Annotated in this window: 13 protein-coding genes and 1 pseudogene; 1 reads left to right on the top strand and 13 read right to left on the bottom strand. The window is 71.4% G+C overall.

Going from position 1 to position 16,510, the window contains the following annotated elements:
• Nucleotides 1-119: 119 nt before the first annotated feature.
• From AC1VNH_RS12910 to AC1VNH_RS12900, 3 genes are all read right to left on the bottom strand, one after another.
• Nucleotides 120-524 carry a DUF4259 domain-containing protein gene (locus AC1VNH_RS12910; RefSeq protein ID WP_483111805.1) on the bottom strand — a complete coding sequence of 135 codons (405 nt, stop codon included), beginning with the start codon at nt 522-524 and terminating at the stop codon, nt 120-122.
• 181 nt (nt 525-705) lie between these two features.
• Entirely contained in the window at nt 706-4,404 is a 3,699-nt protein-coding gene (locus AC1VNH_RS12905; protein ID WP_483111803.1) for a bifunctional proline dehydrogenase/L-glutamate gamma-semialdehyde dehydrogenase, read from the bottom strand.
• A 66-nt stretch (nt 4,405-4,470) separates the two neighbouring features.
• A complete protein-coding gene (locus AC1VNH_RS12900) occupies nt 4,471-5,034 on the bottom strand; it encodes an acyl-CoA thioesterase (RefSeq protein ID WP_137418857.1) in 564 nt (187 codons plus the stop codon).
• A 152-nt stretch (nt 5,035-5,186) separates the two neighbouring features.
• Here AC1VNH_RS12900 and AC1VNH_RS12895 point away from each other — a divergent pair, with 152 nt between their 5' ends.
• The gene (locus AC1VNH_RS12895; protein WP_243226628.1) at nt 5,187-5,693 is read left to right on the top strand and encodes a GNAT family N-acetyltransferase; all 507 of its coding nucleotides are present in this window, start codon (nt 5,187-5,189) and stop codon (nt 5,691-5,693) included.
• A 124-nt stretch (nt 5,694-5,817) separates the two neighbouring features.
• Here AC1VNH_RS12895 and AC1VNH_RS12890 read toward each other — a convergent pair whose 3' ends face one another.
• The 10 genes and pseudogenes from AC1VNH_RS12890 to AC1VNH_RS12845 form a co-directional block, all read right to left on the bottom strand.
• The gene (locus AC1VNH_RS12890; RefSeq protein WP_483111801.1) at nt 5,818-7,272 is read right to left on the bottom strand and encodes a cytochrome b/b6 domain-containing protein; all 1,455 of its coding nucleotides are present in this window, start codon (nt 7,270-7,272) and stop codon (nt 5,818-5,820) included.
• A gap of 476 nt (nt 7,273-7,748) precedes the next feature.
• A pseudogene (locus AC1VNH_RS12885) lies at nt 7,749-8,713 on the bottom strand (electron transfer flavoprotein subunit alpha/FixB family protein).
• A 12-nt stretch (nt 8,714-8,725) separates the two neighbouring features.
• The gene (locus AC1VNH_RS12880; protein ID WP_483111799.1) at nt 8,726-9,502 is read right to left on the bottom strand and encodes an electron transfer flavoprotein subunit beta/FixA family protein; all 777 of its coding nucleotides are present in this window, start codon (nt 9,500-9,502) and stop codon (nt 8,726-8,728) included.
• A gap of 45 nt (nt 9,503-9,547) precedes the next feature.
• The gene (locus tag AC1VNH_RS12875) at nt 9,548-10,324 is read right to left on the bottom strand and encodes an enoyl-CoA hydratase-related protein (RefSeq protein ID WP_483111797.1); all 777 of its coding nucleotides are present in this window, start codon (nt 10,322-10,324) and stop codon (nt 9,548-9,550) included.
• A 60-nt stretch (nt 10,325-10,384) separates the two neighbouring features.
• Nucleotides 10,385-11,563: a thiolase family protein gene (locus AC1VNH_RS12870; RefSeq protein ID WP_483111795.1), complete on the bottom strand. Its 1,179-nt coding sequence runs from the start codon at nt 11,561-11,563 to the stop codon at nt 10,385-10,387.
• A gap of 4 nt (nt 11,564-11,567) precedes the next feature.
• Nucleotides 11,568-12,758, bottom strand: a complete 1,191-nt coding sequence (locus tag AC1VNH_RS12865; RefSeq protein WP_483111794.1) for a bifunctional 2-methylcitrate synthase/citrate synthase — start codon at nt 12,756-12,758, stop codon at nt 11,568-11,570.
• A 26-nt stretch (nt 12,759-12,784) separates the two neighbouring features.
• Nucleotides 12,785-13,681 (bottom strand): methylisocitrate lyase, encoded by an 897-nt coding sequence (gene prpB / locus AC1VNH_RS12860; RefSeq protein ID WP_483111793.1) that lies wholly within the window; start codon nt 13,679-13,681, stop codon nt 12,785-12,787.
• Nucleotides 13,681-15,204 carry an MmgE/PrpD family protein gene (locus AC1VNH_RS12855; protein WP_483111791.1) on the bottom strand — a complete coding sequence of 508 codons (1,524 nt, stop codon included), beginning with the start codon at nt 15,202-15,204 and terminating at the stop codon, nt 13,681-13,683. Before AC1VNH_RS12855 ends, prpB begins: the two co-directional genes overlap by 1 nt.
• Complete coding sequence (locus AC1VNH_RS12850; protein ID WP_483111789.1) at nt 15,201-15,881, bottom strand: GntR family transcriptional regulator; 681 nt, start codon at nt 15,879-15,881, stop codon at nt 15,201-15,203. The genes AC1VNH_RS12855 and AC1VNH_RS12850 overlap by 4 nt, the downstream gene beginning before the upstream one ends.
• 112 nt (nt 15,882-15,993) lie before the next feature.
• Nucleotides 15,994-16,458, bottom strand: a complete 465-nt coding sequence (locus AC1VNH_RS12845) for an NUDIX hydrolase (RefSeq protein ID WP_483111788.1) — start codon at nt 16,456-16,458, stop codon at nt 15,994-15,996.
• Nucleotides 16,459-16,510: the final 52 nt, after the last annotated feature.

The following is a 16,510-nucleotide window of genomic DNA, read 5'->3' as shown; positions in this document are numbered from 1 at the left end:
ATGTCCCACTTGCTGCACCGCATGTCCCACTTGCTGCACCGCATGTCCCACTTGCTGCAGGAATCGGGCCTGATTTCTGCAGCAAGTGGGACATCGATGCGGGGGCGGGCTGACCCCAGCTAAGAGGAAGCGAGTCCAGCACGGAGGCGCGCATTCGCTGCGTCCCAGTCCTCCGCGTCACCCTCAGCCCACAACTCAGCGAGTTCACCCTCCGCCGAGGTCGCCATCGCGAGCGCCCGCTGAGCGAGCCGGACGAGCCGCCGAGATGGCTTTCGTGCTCGATGGACGAACGCCTCGACACTCTCCGTATAGGCGTCGGACTGTGTCGGATGCCCGAGACCGTGCGCCACCACCTCTGCAGCGGCGATCGCGATCGCGGCGGTGTCGGCGTCGAGCTGCCCGGCACCTCGGTCCGCTTCACGAAGGGCATTCTTCACGAGGTTCCACCGCCTTCGACCGTCGAGCTCCCAGGCGAAATCCGCCGCCATGTCATTACCGAACGGTTCGCCGCTCCATGTCCCCATAGCCGGATGGTACGGGACGCCCGACAGCAGACTCGCCATGTCCCACTTGCTGCAGGGCATGTCCCACTTGCCGCAGGAATCGGGGCTGATTTCTGCAGCAAGTGGGACAACGATGCCGGCGGCGGGACACGGATGCGCAAGCCGGCCGGCGCGATGACAGGGCGACCGGTCCGGGCGACCCTCAGATGACGGCTTCGCTCCACGCGTCGGGGTTGCCGAAGCGGTGCGCGGTGATCGCGATGGCCTGCTCGTGCAGGAACGGCAGCAGCTCGAGGCGCCCGGCCGTGGTGACCGGGCTCGCGTAGACGGCCAGATCCGGGTCTCCCGCGATCGCCTCGGCGAGGGTGCGGTGCAGGATCTCGGTCTCGGATGCGGGGCCCACCAGGCGTGCCCGCGCGACGCGCGGCTTCACGCTGACACCGGCCTCATCCGCCTCGGCGCGAGTGAGCCGCTCGATCCACTGCGCGTCCGTCTCCACGTGCACCGTGAGACCCGCCTCGCCCAGGGCGCGGCGCACGGCAGGCGGAAGCCCCGTCGCCGTGCTGAGGGATGCGGCGGAGCCTGCGCGCAGGGCGGCGAGCGCGACGCGCAGCACCTCCTGCACCTCCGCGCCGGCGGTCGCCCGCACGGCCGCATCGACCGAGCGGTACCGGAACAGGTTGCGCTCGACGCCGAGGCCCGTCACATCCTTGATGCGGCCGAACTCGCGATCCCACTCGACGGCATCCGACAGCGCGGCGCGGCGCAGCCATTCGAACCGTTCGTAGTCCAGCGACGGCTGGGCGGCTTCGATGATCGCGGTCATGCGCGAGTCGAGCCCGCGCAGGTGCAGCGTGGTCGAGCCGGCGGCGGCGGTGGGTCGCCAGCTGCCGAGGCCGATCAGGTAGTTCGGGCCGCCGGCCTTCGTGCCCGCGCCCACCGATGAGCGCTTCCATCCGCCGAACGGCTGGCGCTGCACGATCGCGCCCGTGATGCCTCGGTTGACGTACAGGTTGCCCGCTTCGGCGCGGTCGAGCCACAGCGCGAGGTCATCGGGGTTCTGCGTGTGAAGGCCCGCCGTCAGGCCGTAGGCGACCGCGTTCTGCAGTTCGATGGCCTCGGCCAACGACGACGCGTGCATGATGCCCAGAACCGGCCCGAAGAACTCCTCGAGGTGGAAGCGCGACCCCGGCGCGACGCCGGTGCGGATGCCGGGACGCCACAGTCGCCCCGCCAGCTCCGGCGCCCCGTCGATCCGCTCGGGCTCCACCAGCCACTTCTCGCCGTCGTCGAGAGTGGTCAGCGCCCACGCCAGCTTGCCCTGCGGCGGCTCGATGACCGGGCCGACCTCGGCGGCGGCGTCGGCGGGCGATGCGACCACGAGGGAGCGCGTGGCATCGACGAGCTGGCGCGCGAAGCGGGCCGAGCGTCCCACCGATCCGACGAGGATCGCGAGGGATGCGGCGGAGCATTTCTGTCCGGCGTGCCCGAACGCGCTCTTGACGAGATCGGATGCGGCGAGGTCGAGATCAGCCGACGGCATGACGATGATGGCGTTCTTACCGCTCGTCTCGGCCAGCAGCGGAAGGTCGGGCCGCCAGGAGCGGAACAACTGCGCGGTCTCCCAGGACCCGGTGAGGATCACCCGGTCCACGGCGGGGTGGGAGATGAGCTGCTCCCCCAGCGCACCCTCGTCGATGTCGACGAGAGCGAGCAGGTCGCGGGGGATGCCCGCATCCCACAGCGCTTCGGCGACGACGGCCGCCGAGCGGCGCGCCTGCGGGGCGGGCTTGAACACCACTCCGGATCCGGCCGCGAGGGCCGCGAGCACACCTCCCGCGGGGATCGCGAGCGGGAAGTTCCACGGCGGCGCGACGACCGTCAGCCGCGCGGGGACGAAGACGGCGCCGGCGACCCGGTCCAGCTCGCGCGCGGTCGCCGCGTAGTAGTTGGCGAAGTCCACCGCCTCGCTCACCTCGACGTCGGCCTCGGCGATCACCTTGCCGGTCTCGGATGCGGCGACTTCGATGAGCAGGTCGCGGCGCGCCTCGAGCGAGCGCGCCGCCGCCTGCAGCACCACGGCACGGTCGGCCGCGGGCAGCGTGCCCCAGCCGGCGGCCGCGTCACGCACCCGCGCGATCGTGCGCTCGAGCGTGTCGGTGTCACCGACGCGGGCGCCACCGATGGTCGCGTCACCGGCGGTCGAGGTCTCGATCCGCTCGATGATGCGCTGCGCCCACTCGCGGTTGGCCGGGAGCGCCGGATCGGTGTCGGCCGCGGGGCGGAAACCGGGCGCGCCGTGCACGCCGGCGTTCGATTCGCGCGGGGAGAAGACTGCCGTCTCGACGAACTCCGCGCCGCCGAACAGCACGGAGTGCGCGTCGGGTTCGGTGCGGTCGGCGGCGATGCCGAGCACGGCCTGGGTGAGGCCGGCGACCTCCTGCGTGGGTGCGGGGTCTCGCAGGATGGCGGACCCGGCCGCATCCGGCGCGCTCTGCAGGCGGTTCTGCCCGCGGCGGGGGCCGGTGCGCAGCGCCGCATCCGTCGACCGCTCGATCGAGGCGAGGAAGCGGTCACGCTCCCGCGCGAACAGCTCCGGATCGGTGTCGAGATCGAACGCGGCGGAGAGGAAGTTCTCGCTCGAGGCGTTCTCCTCGAGTCGGCGCACGAGGTAGCTGATCGCCACGTCGAACTCGTCGGGGCGCACGACCGGCACGTACAGGAGCACGGCGCCCACCTCGCGCGAGACCGCGGCGACTTGACCTGCGGCCATGCCCAGGAGCATCTCGAACTCGATGCGCTCGCGCACGCCGCGCTCTCCGGCGAGGAGCCACGCGTAGGCGACGTCGAAGAGGTTGTGACCGGCGACACCCACCCGCACCGCGGCGGCGTGTTCGGCATCCAGCGCCCAGTCCAGGCACCGCAGATAGTTGGCGTCGGTGTCGAGCTTCGTGTCGTACGGGGCCTGCGGCCACCCGTGCATGATGGCATCGACCCGCTCCATCGCGAGGTTCGCGCCCTTCACCAGACGCACCTTGATGCCGGAGCCGCCGCCCGCGACGCGCTGCCGGGCCCACGCGGTCAGCTCCTGCAGAGCCGGAAGCGCATCGGGCAGGTACGCCTGCAGCACGATGCCCGCCTCGAGCCGCGAGAGCCGCTCATCCTCGAGGATCCGGGTGAACACCGCGATCGTGAGGTCGAGGTCGCGGTACTCCTCCATGTCGAGGTTGATGAAGGTACCGTCGGCGGCGGCGCTCAGATAGAGGGGCAGCAGACGCTCGACGACGCGCTCCACGACCTCGTCGAAGGCCCAGAGCGAGATGTGTCCGGCGATGGCCGAGACCTTGACCGAGACGTAGTCGACATCGGGTCGGCGGATGAGCTCGTGGATGCCGTCGAGGCGGCGCCGCGCCTCGTTCTCGCCGAGCACGGCCTCGCCCAGCAGGTTGAGGTTCAGTTTCGCGCCGCCCTCGCGCAGCGTGGCGATCGCCGCACCGAGCTTCTCGGGGCGCGCATCGACGATGAGGTGGCCGACCATGTCGCGGAGGGCACGGCGGGCGATCGGCACGACGGGAGCCGGCACCGCGGGGGCGACGGCCCCTCCGACCCGCACCGCGGAGCGCAGGTACCAGGGCAGGAAGTCCGGCACGAGCGGGGCGATGCGGCTGAGGTTCGCCGCCGCGGCCGACAGGCTCTCGGGGCGCATGACACCGTCGACGAACCCGATCGTGAACGGGAGCCCGTTGGGGTCGCGCAGCACACCCGCGAGGCGTTCCGCGGCGGGGTCGGCGTGGGCGTCGGCGGCTTCGGTGACCCAACGGCGCGCGAGGGTGACCGCGTCGTCGGCGAGGGATGCGGGACGCGGCGCTCGTGGCGCCCCCGCCTCGGTGCTGGAGGACATGCGCTCAGCCTACGTCGGGGCCCTGCGGCGCCACGGGCGTGACACGAGCCCGCAGGCGGCGCCGGTTCAGCGCCAGATGCTGGGGGCGGGGCGACGCGTCGACGGCAGGGCCACATCCTCCGCCCAGCGCAGCATCCACTCCTCGGGAGCCGGCACGGTGGCGGGGTCCTGGCCGAGCGCCTCGAACAGCTCCGCGAGGCCGACCGTGCCGCCCGAGCGGCGCACGAAACGTCCGCGCGCGATGAGCTGCGCGTAGATCTCACCGTCGACGACGGCACGGTGCTCGAGGTACACGGCGCGGTCGTCGGCGGCGATGACGCGCGACTCGACATCGAAGCGCTGCCACAGATGCAGCGACTTGCGGTAGCTGATGGTCGCGTTGGCGACGACCGGGTACCAGCCGCGCTCGCGCATGAGGTCCCAGAGCCCGGTGCGCATGAGCAGGTCGAAGCGTCCGAGGTCGAACAGCGACAGGTACCGTCCGTTGTTCATGTGTCCCACGACGTCGAGGTCGGTGGGAAGCGTCGTCAGCCGGATACGGCCGACGCCGAGCGAGTCCATCGCGCCTTCGCGACGGTAACGGCGGCGGGAGGAGGCGAGCAGAAGCAGGGTGCGCCAGATCACGTTCACGACGTCAGATCGTAGGAGAGGGCCGGCAGATGCGGGATTCGATTGTGCGATCCCGACAGCGGCGGCGGCCGCATCCGGCTCGTCACTGGTGGCCCGCAATGACCCGGCGCAGTCGATTTCCGCCGGTCGTGCCGCCCGCGTAGAGTCTGGCCATGGAAGCCGACCTCACCACCGATGTGATCGTCCGCCCGGTACGCGATGTGGACGCCGAAGCCCTCGGTCGCGTGCACGCCACGTGCTGGCACGAGACCTACGACCACCTGATCAGCAAGGCCGCACTGGAGCGCGTCTCGCCCCGCAGGCTCGCCGAGCTCTGGACCCACTGGGCCGAGCAGGGCCCCGACTACCGCATGTCAGCCGCGCTCGTGGAGGGCGAGATCGTGGGTTTCGTGGGCTCCGGCCCCGCGCGCGACGAAGATGCCCCGCGCGAGCGCGAGCTGTACTTCATCTACCTGCTGGACGCGTGGCACGGCACCGGAATCGGCCAGAAGCTCTTCGACGCCGCGGTCGAGGAGGGCGAAGGGCTGTACCTGTGGGTCGCCGAGGACAACCCCCGCGCCCACCGCTTCTACACGCGCAACGGTTTCGCCCTCGACGGCGCGACGCACACCGAGCCGTTCCTCGGCGAGACGCTGACCGAGGTCCGCTTCACCCGCTGACCCGGCCCCGCTCGTCCGCGAGACCGCATCTTCGTCACGAGATCACGGGTAAACACCGTGATCTCGTGCGGGAAGTGCAGTCTCGCGGTCGTTGGGAGGGGTGCGCGCGGTAACCGAATGCGGGTCAGCGGGCGCTGACGGTGCCGAAGAGTCGCGCGATGGGCGCGAGCACGAGGGGACGCGCGGCGATCCACCCGCCGGCCATCACGAGCACGGAAGCGGCGAAGATCCAGAACCCGACCCAGTTGTCCGCGTAGGCGGTGGGATCCGTCGACCCCTGCGCGGCGTACATGTGGTTGAGGTTGCGCAGCGCACCGGTCGCGAAGACGAGGGCGACGTGCACGATGATGAACGCGACGAAGAAGAGCATCACGGGGAAGTGCACCTTGCGCGCCCACTCGATCGGATAGGCGCGGTTCAGGGCCTCCGCCTTGCGCGGCCACAGCCCGCTCATCCGTACCCCCGTGAGAATCGCGAGCGGCGCGGCGACGAACACCGTGGTGAAGTAGGCGAGCTGTTGCAGGCTGTTGTAGTTCACCCAGCCGTTCTCGGTCGGCCAGTCCAGCGACGCGTACTGCAGCATCGCCGACAGCGCGTTGGGCAGCACCTCCCAACTGGTCGGCACGATCCGCATCCACTGCCCCGTCACGAACAGGAGCACGAGGAACACGAGCCCGTTCACGAGCCACAAGAGGTCGAGCGACTGGTGGAACCAGATCGTCAGGCTGGTCTTGCGCTTGCTGTTCCATCGCGGCGTCCAGAACGCCGCCGGCCGCTTCTCGCGCCGCACCTGCAGGCCCGACCGGATGATCAGCAGCATGAAGATGGCGTTGAGGAAGTGCTGCCACCCCAGCCATGCCGGTAGACCCACCGGGGCGCTCTCGGGGAGGTGGTACTCGCCCGGGTAGGTCGCGAGGAAGTCGCGCAGCGGCTCGAGCGAGACGAGCCACCGCGTCGCGAACACGACCATCGCGAGCGCGAACAACGCCCCTGCGCCGGCCACGATGCCCGCGCCCACCCACTGCAGTGCGGTGAACGGACCGTAGCGGCGGGGCTCGCGCCGAGGCGCGGGGCGCTCGAATGCGGCACGTCCGGGAAAGACGGTCGGCGTGAACGGCAGCGGCTCCCGCATCCATTCGATGTCCGCACTCCCCGGTTCGGGGGACTCCGGATGCGGCTCCGCGCCCGATTTCCGCGCAGGTGGCGTCTCTTGAACACTCGCCGCGGGCGCAGATCCGGCGGCGGATGCCGCGGGCCGCTCCGCCGCGGCGGACTCGGACCCCGGGACGGCGCCGGGGTTCGCGGCGGACTCGGGCTTCGTGACGGCGCCCGGGTCCGGGCCGGGGCCCGCGTTCGCGGTGGGTGCTGCAGCGGCGGCCGGCCGCATCCGTCCCGCCGGAGGCCACGGCTCGCCGCCCGCGACGCGCGGCAACCCGCGCCGGAGGGGCCGCGCATCCGCGTCGAGGGGCTCCGGATGCGGCCCGGAGCCCGTGAACGCAACATCGCGCGTCCCTTCAACGGGAGGGACGGGGCCCTCAGGGGCCGCATCGGGCACGGTCGGCGGCACCGGTGCAGGCACCGGCGCCGGTGTGGTTCGCGCGGCGGCGCCCGCGGACGACGCAGCGACGGATGCAGGAGGCCAAGGCTCACCGCCGGGCACCCTCGGCAGGCCGCGGCGGCGCTTCACACCCGCGACACCGGACCGCGTCGCGTCCGCGCCGACACCGGCCCCCATGTCCTGTTCGACGGACTCTTGATGCGCCTCCCGGCCCGAGAACGCGGCATCGCGCGTCCCTTGAACACCGACAGGGACACCCACACTCGGTTCGAGGGACTCTTGACGCGCCTCCGAACCGGAAAACGCCGCATCGCGCGTCCCTTGAACACCGAGACCGACGGAACCGGCAGGAGAAGCACCGGAGCCCGCGGCACCAGCAGGAACGTCGGCACCTCCGCCGGCGCCAGCAGCCGGGACGAAGGATGCGGGGGGCCACGGCTCCCCGCCGGCGACGCGCGGGAGTCCCCGGCGCACGCGACGCGGGAGGTCGGCCACGCTCAGCCTCGCTTCGCCGCGAGGGCGTCGATGAGCTGCGGCACCACCTGGAACACGTCGCCCACGACGCCGAAGTCCGCGATCTGGAAGATCGGCGCGTCGGCGTCCTTGTTCACGGCGACGATGGTCTTCGCGGTCTGCATTCCGGCCTTGTGCTGGATGGCACCGGAGATCCCGAGCGCGACGTACAGCTGCGCGACACCGATACCCCGGTCTGGCCGACCTGGTGCTCGTAGGGGATGTACCCCGCATCCACCGCCGCGCGAGAGGCGCCGACAGCGGCACCGAGCGCGTCGGCGAGCTGCTCCACGAGCGCGAACTTCTCGGCCGAGCCCAGTCCGCGCCCGCCCGACACGACCCGCGCGGCTCCTCGCAGCTCCGGCCGCGACGAGGCCTTCTCGACCACCTCGGTCGACACGACGGATGCGGCCGGCGCACCCGACGCGGTCACCGACAGCTCCGTCACGACCGGCTCGACGGCCGCCGCACGGTCCTCGACCGCGCCCTGGCGCACCGTCGCCACAAGCGGCCCGAAGGTCGCCGCCGCGTCGACGGAGTACGCGCCGCCGTACACGGAGTGGTGCGCGATCACGCCCTCCTCGTCGCGATCGAGGCCCACGACATCGACGACGAGCGCGGCTCCGAGGCGCGCGGCCAGCCGGCCGGCGACATCGCGCCCGTCGATCGAGTGCGAGACGAGCACGGCTTCGGGTGCCACCTCGGCCACCGCCGCGGCGAGCGCGTCGACCTGGGCCACGCCGAGCCCCTCGCCCCCGGGTGCGACGAGCACGCGGGGCGCGCCCCACTCCCCGGCGGTCTCGGCGAGCTCCGCGTCCCCTACGACGAGGGCGACGGGTGTTCCCACGCGGGACGCGGCCCCGATGAGTGCGGCCCCGGATGCGGCGAGTCCCCCGGCCGCCGAGGTCTCGAGCAGCACCAGGATGGCGTCGTCGGCGAAGTCGGTCATCGTCGTCACCTCTCAGACCAGGCGGTTCTGGACCAGGAACTCGGCGAGGCGGTTGCCGCCGTCGCCATCGTCGACGATCACCTGTCCCGCCGCCCGCGCGGGGCGGGGAGCGATGGCGATCATGATCGAGCGGGCGGTGTCGGGGTCGTCGGCGTCGATCGCGAGATCGGCGAGCGACAGCGCCTCGATGGGCTTCTTCTTCGCCGCCATGACGCCCTTGAAGCCCGCCATCCGCGCCTCGGGCATCGCCTCGGTGATCGAGATGACGGCGGGCAGTTCGGCACGGATGCGGCGCACGGCGCCGTCTCCGGGACGGTCGCCCTCGACGGCGTCCTCGGTGAGCTCGACGCGGGCGAGCCCCGTCGCCGAGGCCACCCCCAGCCGCTCGGCGATCATGGCGGGGATGACGCCGCCCACACCGTCGGTGGACTGGTTGCCCGCGATGACGAGGTCGAATCCGGTTCGCGCGATGGCGGCGGCGAGCACCTGCGCGGTGAGCCCCAGGTCGGCACCGCGGAGCGCGTCGTCGACGATCTGCACGGCGGAGCCCGCACCGAGCGCGAGCGCCTTGCGCAGCGTGGGCGTCGCCTCGTCTGCGGCCATCATCATGGCCACGACCTCGGTGCCCGGGTGCGCGTCGGCGTAGGAAAGGGCGGCCTCGAGGGCGCGCTCGCCGATCTCGTCGATGACGCGATCGCTGGCGGCTCGGTCGGCGAGGCCGGTCTCGAGATCCAGAACGCGGTCACCGTAGGTGTCGGGGACTTCTTTGACCAGCACGACGATTCTCATGGGGCGGTGCTCCTTCGACGGGACGAGTCTAGACGACACTCGGTGTCAGCGATGGCGGAACTCAGGCGCACGCTTCTCGCGGAACGCAGCCATCCCCTCCTTCTGGTCGTCGAGCGCGAAGAGGGTCGCGAAGCTCTGCTTCTCGAACCGCAGACCCTCCGCCAGCGTCGTCTCCTGCGCGGCACGCAGTGCCTCCTTCGCGGCGTAGACCACCGGCAGCGACTTCGCGGCGATGGCCTCGGCGACCTCCATCGCCGCATCCCGCAGCTCGGCCGCGGGAACGACGCGCGAGACGAGGCCCGCACGCTCGGCCTCCTCGGCCCCCATGCGGCGGCCGGTCAGCACGAGCTCGGCGGCCTTGTACGCCCCGACAGCACGGGTGAGCCGCTGCGTTCCGCCGAGGCCCGGGATCACTCCGAGCGCGATCTCGGGCTGACCGAACTGCGCGGTGTCGGCGGCGAGGATGATGTCGCAGATCATGGCGAGCTCGCACCCGCCACCGAGGGCGAAGCCGGCGACCGCCGCGATCAGTGGCGTCCGGGCCCGCGCCACGTCGTCGAGAGCCGCGAACGGGTTGTCCACGAGCATGTCGCGTGTCGACTTGTCGGCCATCTGCTTGATGTCGGCGCCCGCGGCGAAGGCGCGCTCGCTCCCCGTGAGCACGATCGCCCCGATGCCCTCGTCGGCGTCGAACGCCGCGACCGCCGCCGCAAGCTCAGCGACCAGCGTCGAGTTGAGGGCGTTCAGGGCGTCGGGACGATTCAGGGTGATCAAACCGACGCGGCCGTGCTGCTCGACGAGGATCGTCTCGTAGGTGCTCATCTGCCCATCGTGGCATGAGCGCTCGAGGGTGCGGCAGGGTCGGTCCCGGAGGAATCCCTCTCAGACCCGTTCGATGATCAGGGCGTTCGCCATCCCGCCGCCCTCGCACATGACCTGCAGCCCCCGGCGACCGCCGGTGTGCTCCAGGTGGGCGACGAGGGTTCCCAGCAGGCGCGTCCCGGATGATCCGAGCGCGTGGCCGAGTGCGATCGCGCCGCCCCAGGGGTTCAGGCGCGCGGGGTCGGCGTCGAGCTCGTCCTGCCACGCGAGCGGCACCGAGGCGAACGCCTCGTTCACCTCGTACGCGTCGATGTCATCGATCGTGAGCCCCGCGCGATCCAGGATGCGGCGCGTCGCCGGGATCGGCGCGGTGAGCATCATGAGCGGGTCGTCGCCCACGACGGCGAAGGAACGCAGGACGGCACGGGGCCGCATCCCGAGCTCGGCCGCGCGCTGGGCGCTCATGAGCAGCACCGCGGACGCGCCGTCGGTCAGCGGCGACGAGGACCCGGCGGTGACGCGCCACTCCAGCTGCGGGAACCGGGCCGCGGCGGCATCGGTGCGAAACACCGTCGGCAACCCCGCGAGCGCCTCCGCGGTCGTGGCCGCACGGACCGTCTCGTCGACCTCGATGAGCCCTGCGGGCGTCTCGACGGGCACGATCTGCGAGGCGAACAGTCCCGCCGCAGCGGCTGACGCGGCGCGGCGATGCGACTCGGCGGCGTACGCGTCCAGTGCCTCGCGCGACAGACCCCACTTCGCAGCGATCAGCTCGGCGGCGATGCCCTGCGACACGAGCCCGTCGGGGTAGCGCTCACCGAGCAGCGGCGAGACCGGGGATCCGGATGCGGCGGCCGACCCCAACGGCACACGGCTCATCGACTCGACGCCGCCGGCGATCACGATGTCGGCCGCCCCCGCCATGATCGCCTGCGCCGCAGAGTGGACGGCCTGCTGCCCCGAGCCGCACTGGCGATCGAAGGTCGCTGCGGGCACCGTCTCGGCGAAGCCGGCCGCGAGCACGGCCTGGCGCGCGATGTTCGTGGACTGCTCGCCGACCTGGCTGACGCAGCCGAGCAGCACGTCGTCGACGAGGGCGTCGTCGAGAGAGTTGCGATCGGCGAGGGCGCGCAGCACACCGGCGGCGAGATCGACGGGGTGCACACCGCTGAGCGCACCACCCGGTTTGCCCCGGCCGGAGGGCGTGCGCACCGCGTCGACCAGCACCGCCTCGCGCACGGTCTCAGCCCTTCTCTTCGGGCCGCTCGCTGACATGCTCTGCCGCGTCGTCGGGGACGTAGCCTGCGACGTGCCGTTCCTCGTGGCCGGTGTAGACCGAGAGCGGCCGGATGAGGGCGTTGCGGCTGTACTGCTCCATGATGTGCGCCGTCCACCCGACCACACGGGCGGCGACGAACAGCGGGGTGAAGGTCACCGTGTCGAACCCGATGAGGTTGTAGGCGGGCCCCGACGGGTAGTCGAGGTTGGGGTAGATGCCCTTGCGCGCCACGAACTCGCTCTCGAGCGCGTCGTAGAGCCGTGCCACATCCGGTCGGTCGTAGTGGGCGACCAGGTCGTCGAGCGCCGCCTTCATGGTGGGCACGCGGGAGTCGCCCCGCTTGTAGACGCGGTGGCCGAAGCCCATGATCTTGCGTTTGTTCGCGAGCGCGTCATCGAGCCAGGCGGAGACGTTCTCCGCCTCGCCGATCTCGTCGAAGATGTGCAGCACCGCCTCGTTCGCGCCGCCGTGCAGCGGCCCCTTCAGCGCGCCGACGGCGCCGACGACCGCGGAGTGCAGGTCGCTGAGCGTCGAGGCGATGACCCGCGCGGTGAAGGTGGAGGCGTTGAACGAATGCTCGGCGTACAGGATCATCGATCGGTTGAAGGCGTCGACGACGACCGCATCCGCCTCTTCGCCGAAGGTCATCCAGAGGAAGTTCGCCGCGTAGTCCAGGTCGTCGCGCGGCGGGATCGGAAGCTGTCCGCGGCGGCGGCGCTGGCCGTAGGCGACGATCGCCGGCAGCGCGGCGAACAGCCGAAGACTGCGCGCGAGGTTCTCCTCGGGGGTGCCGACCGCATCCAACACCGAACCGACACCCGCGAGATCGGCCGCACCCAGCACGCTGAGCGCGGTGCGCACCTCGTCCATCGGATGCGCGTCCAGCGGCACGAGCTCGATCGCCGCCTGCACAGCCGCCGTCAGCGGCCGGTGCTCCCGCTCGGCACGTCGGAGCTCCCTGAGCTGCTCGTCGCTCGGCAGCTCGCCGTGCCACAGCAGGTAGGCGACCGCCTCCACGGGCTGCGTGGCGGCGAGCTCCTGCACCGGGTAGCCCCGGTACAGCAACGAGTTCGTCTCGGGGTTGACCTTGGAGATGGCGGTCTCGTCCGCGACGACCCCCGCCAGTCCCTTCCGGATCTGCTCCTGCTCGGTCATGTCACTCCTTCGTGCTCGGCCGCGCGTCACGGACGCGTGTAGGTGAAGATGCTGTCGTCGAAGCTGTTGTACTGCTCGTAGTCGATCAGGTCGTAGAGCTCGGCGCGATGCTGCATCTCGCTGACCTTGTCGCGCAGATGTCCCTTGTCGACGAGGTCCTCCAGCGCGCGCTCGGCGGCCCCCATCGCGATGCGCAACAGCGAGACCGGCCAGATCACGATGTTCACGCCCACGTCGCGCAGCTGATCGACCGAGAAGAGCTCGCTCTTGCCGAACTCGGTCATGTTGGCGAGGATCGGCACGTCGACGGCACGGCGCATCGCCTCGAACTCGTCGAGGGTCGCCAGGGCCTCCGGGAAGATCGCGTCCGCCCCCGCATCCACGAGCGCCTTCGCGCGGTCGATCGCCGCATCCAGTCCCTCGATCGCGCGGATGTCGGTGCGCGCCATCACGAGAAAGTCGGGATCGCGGCGCGCGTCCACGGCGGCACGGATGCGGCGCAGCGCCGTCTGCTCGTCCACGACGGCCTTGCCGTCGAGGTGCCCGCAGCGCTTCGGGTTGATCTGGTCCTCGATGTGGGCGCCAGCGACGCCCGCGTCCTCGAGCATCTGGATGGTGCGGGCGACGTTCATGGGCTCGCCGAATCCGGTGTCGGCGTCGATGAGCGCCGGGAGCTCCGTCGTGCGGGCGATCTGAGCCCCGCGCCCGGCGACCTCGCTCAAGGTCGTCAGGCCGATGTCGGGAAGCCCGAGATCGGCCGACAGCACCGCGCCGGAGATGTAGACGCCCTCGAATCCCTTGCGTTCGATCAGGCGCGCGGACAGGGGATTGAAGGCACCCGGCAGCCGCATCAGCTCGCCCGAGGCGAGTCCGGCGCGGAAGGCGCGGCGCTTGTCGGATGCGGAGGCGCTCGACCCGAGCATCAGAACAGCCCCTTCGGTGCCGGCTGCGAGAGCAGCAGTCCCGGCTTCGCGACGATCGAGAGCTGGCGCACCTCGTCGGCGGTCAGCTCCGGCAGGCGCTGCACGAGCTCGAGGAACCGCTCGATCTCCGCCTCCTCCAGCACGGGCTCCGCCAGCAGCCGGAACTTGCGGACGTAGTCCTCGCGCACGAACGGGCGGGCGCCGAGCGGATGCGCGTCGGCGACGGCGATCTCGTCCTCGATGACCGACCCGTCGGCGAGGGTGATGACCACGCGTCCGCCGAACGCCTTCTCGTTCGGGTCCTCGGAGTGGTAGCGGCGGGTCCACTCGGCGTCCTCGGCGGTGGTGACCTTGTTCCACAGTTCGACGGTGTCCGCGCGCGCTGCGCGCTCGGGCGCGTAGGAGTCGACATGGTGCCAGGCGCCGTCCTGCAGCGCCACCGCGAAGATGTACGGGATCGAGTGGTCCAGCGTCTCGCGGGAAGCCGCCGGGTCGTACTTCTGCGGGTCATTCGCCCCGGAGCCGATCACGTAGTGCGTGTGGTGGCTGGTGTGCAGCACGATCGACGCCACGTTCGCGGGGTCGCGCAGCTCGGGCCGCTCGGTGCCGAGCTTGCGCGCCAGGTCGATCCACGCCTGCGCCTGATACTCGGCCGAGTGCTCCTTCGTGTACGAGTCGAGGATCGCCCGCTTGGGCTCACCCGCGGCCGGAAGCGGCACGTCGTAAGAGGCGTCCTTGCCGTCGAGCAGCCAGGCGACGACGCCGTCCTCACCCTCGTAGATGGGCGACGGGGAGGTCTCGCCGCGCATCGCGCGGTCGACGGCCTCGACCGCCATCTTGCCGGCGAACGCGGGGGCGTGAGCCTTCCAGGTGGAGATCTCGCCCTTGCGGGACTGACGGGTCGCGGTGGTCGTGTGCAGCGCCTGCGCGACGGCCTGGGAGATCGTCTCGGTGTCCAGACCCAGCAGCGTACCGATGCCGGCCGCTGCCGAGGGACCGAGGTGTGCGACGTGGTCGATCTTGTGCTTGTGCAGGCTGATCGCGCGCACGAGGTCGATCTGGATCTCGTAACCGGTCGCGATGCCCCGCACGAGCGCCTCCCCGTCGGCGCCCACGTGCTGCGCCACGGCGAGGATCGGCGGAATGTTGTCGCCGGGGTGCGAGTAGTCCGCGGCAAGGAAGGTGTCGTGATAGTCGAGCTCGCGCACGGCGACGCCGTTCGCCCACGCCGCCCACTCGGGCGAGGTGCGGCGCTCGAGCGCGCATCCGAACACCGTCGCACCGGCGCCGCCGATGGAGACGGCGTGGTCGAGTGCCTGCTGGCGTGCGGCGACGACAGGACGGCGGGTGAGGGATGCGGCGGCGACGGCGGCGTTGTCGATCAGCCGGTTGACGATCATGTCGACGACCTCCGGCTCTACCGCCACGGGGTCGGTGGCGACCTCGGCGATGTGCCAGGCCAGCTGGCCCTCGCGCGCGAGCTTCTCCTCGCTCGTGTGGACACGGAGGTGGTGCGTGATCATGCTGCTCCCGGGGTGGATCGTGCGACGCGGGGGGCGTCGGATGCGTCGGCGAGCGACGCGAGGATGGCGGTCAGGGCGTGGTGCAGGTGCACGTGGGTGGCATGGGCTGCGAGTTCGGGGTCGCCGTCGGCGATCGCGCGCGCGATGAGGCGATGCTCGGCGGCGGAGGCGGCGAGGCGTGCGGGGTTGTCGCGCGCGAGGCGACGCACCCGCACGAGATGGGTGCGCACGGTTCGCAGCGCCGCGATGAGATAGTCGTTGCCGACGGCGCCGTCCAACGCCTGATCGAACTCTGCGATCGTGGCGTAGTAGGCGTCCGCATCCGCCTGCGGGTCTTCGGCCGACCAGCGCTCGGCGAGCGCGGCGAACGGCTCGCCCGCAGCTCCGTCGGCCACCCGTTCCGCCGCGATGCGGGCCGCAGACTCCTCGAGCGCCCGGCGCACGGCGAAGAGGGCGCGGATGTCGTCGGCATCGATGTCGGTCACGACGGTCACCCGCGGCGAGGCCTGGGCCACGAGTCCGTCGGCGGCGAGCCGACCGATGGCCTCTCGCAGCGGAGTACGGCTCACGCCGAGCCGGCGCGCCTGCTCCACCTCGGCGAGCACCGTTCCCGGCGCCAGCTCGCCGGACTGGATCTGCTCGAGAAGAGTGCGGTACGCACGGTCACTGGCCCGCATCCCGCCTCCTCTGGCACCGTCCGATGAACTCGCACAGTGTATGCACAATCCCCGCCGGGGCGCCACCCGCCGACACTCAGAGCGCTTTGGGTATACACAATGCGCGGGAGCATCACCGATCCAGGTGCGGGGCGAGGGCATCGAGCACGGGGCGCTGCGCGGCGACCAACAGGTCTCGTGCATCGTCGACCCGCACCCATTCGGCACGGTCGACCTCGGGGAACGACTCCATGCGCCCCGAATGCGGCGGCCACTCCAGCGCGAACTCCCCGAACTGCATGCCGACGAGAGCGAAGCCGTCGGCGTCCAGCGCGAACACACGCAGGCGCTTGCCCGACGAGTAGCGGAACTCGCCGAGCTCCACCCGTTCGCCGGCGGGCGGTGTGAGCCCCAGTTCCTCGCGGAACTCCCGCTCGGCGGCGGCGAGCGGATCCTCGGATGCGGGGTCGTACTCCCCCTTCGGGATCGACCACGCCCCCGCCTGCTTGCGCTGCCAGAACGGGCCGCCCATGTGCGCGATCAGCACCTCAGCGGTGTCGGGCCGGAAGAGGAGGAGTCCTGCGCTGTACGCGGTCATCGCCGCATCCCGTCGCTTCTTCGCCGCACCCGTCCACGCTAGCGGGGTCTGA

It is taken from the genome of Microbacterium sp. KU4F, assembly GCF_056868075.1.
This window is presented reverse-complemented; position numbering and strand designations above follow the sequence as displayed.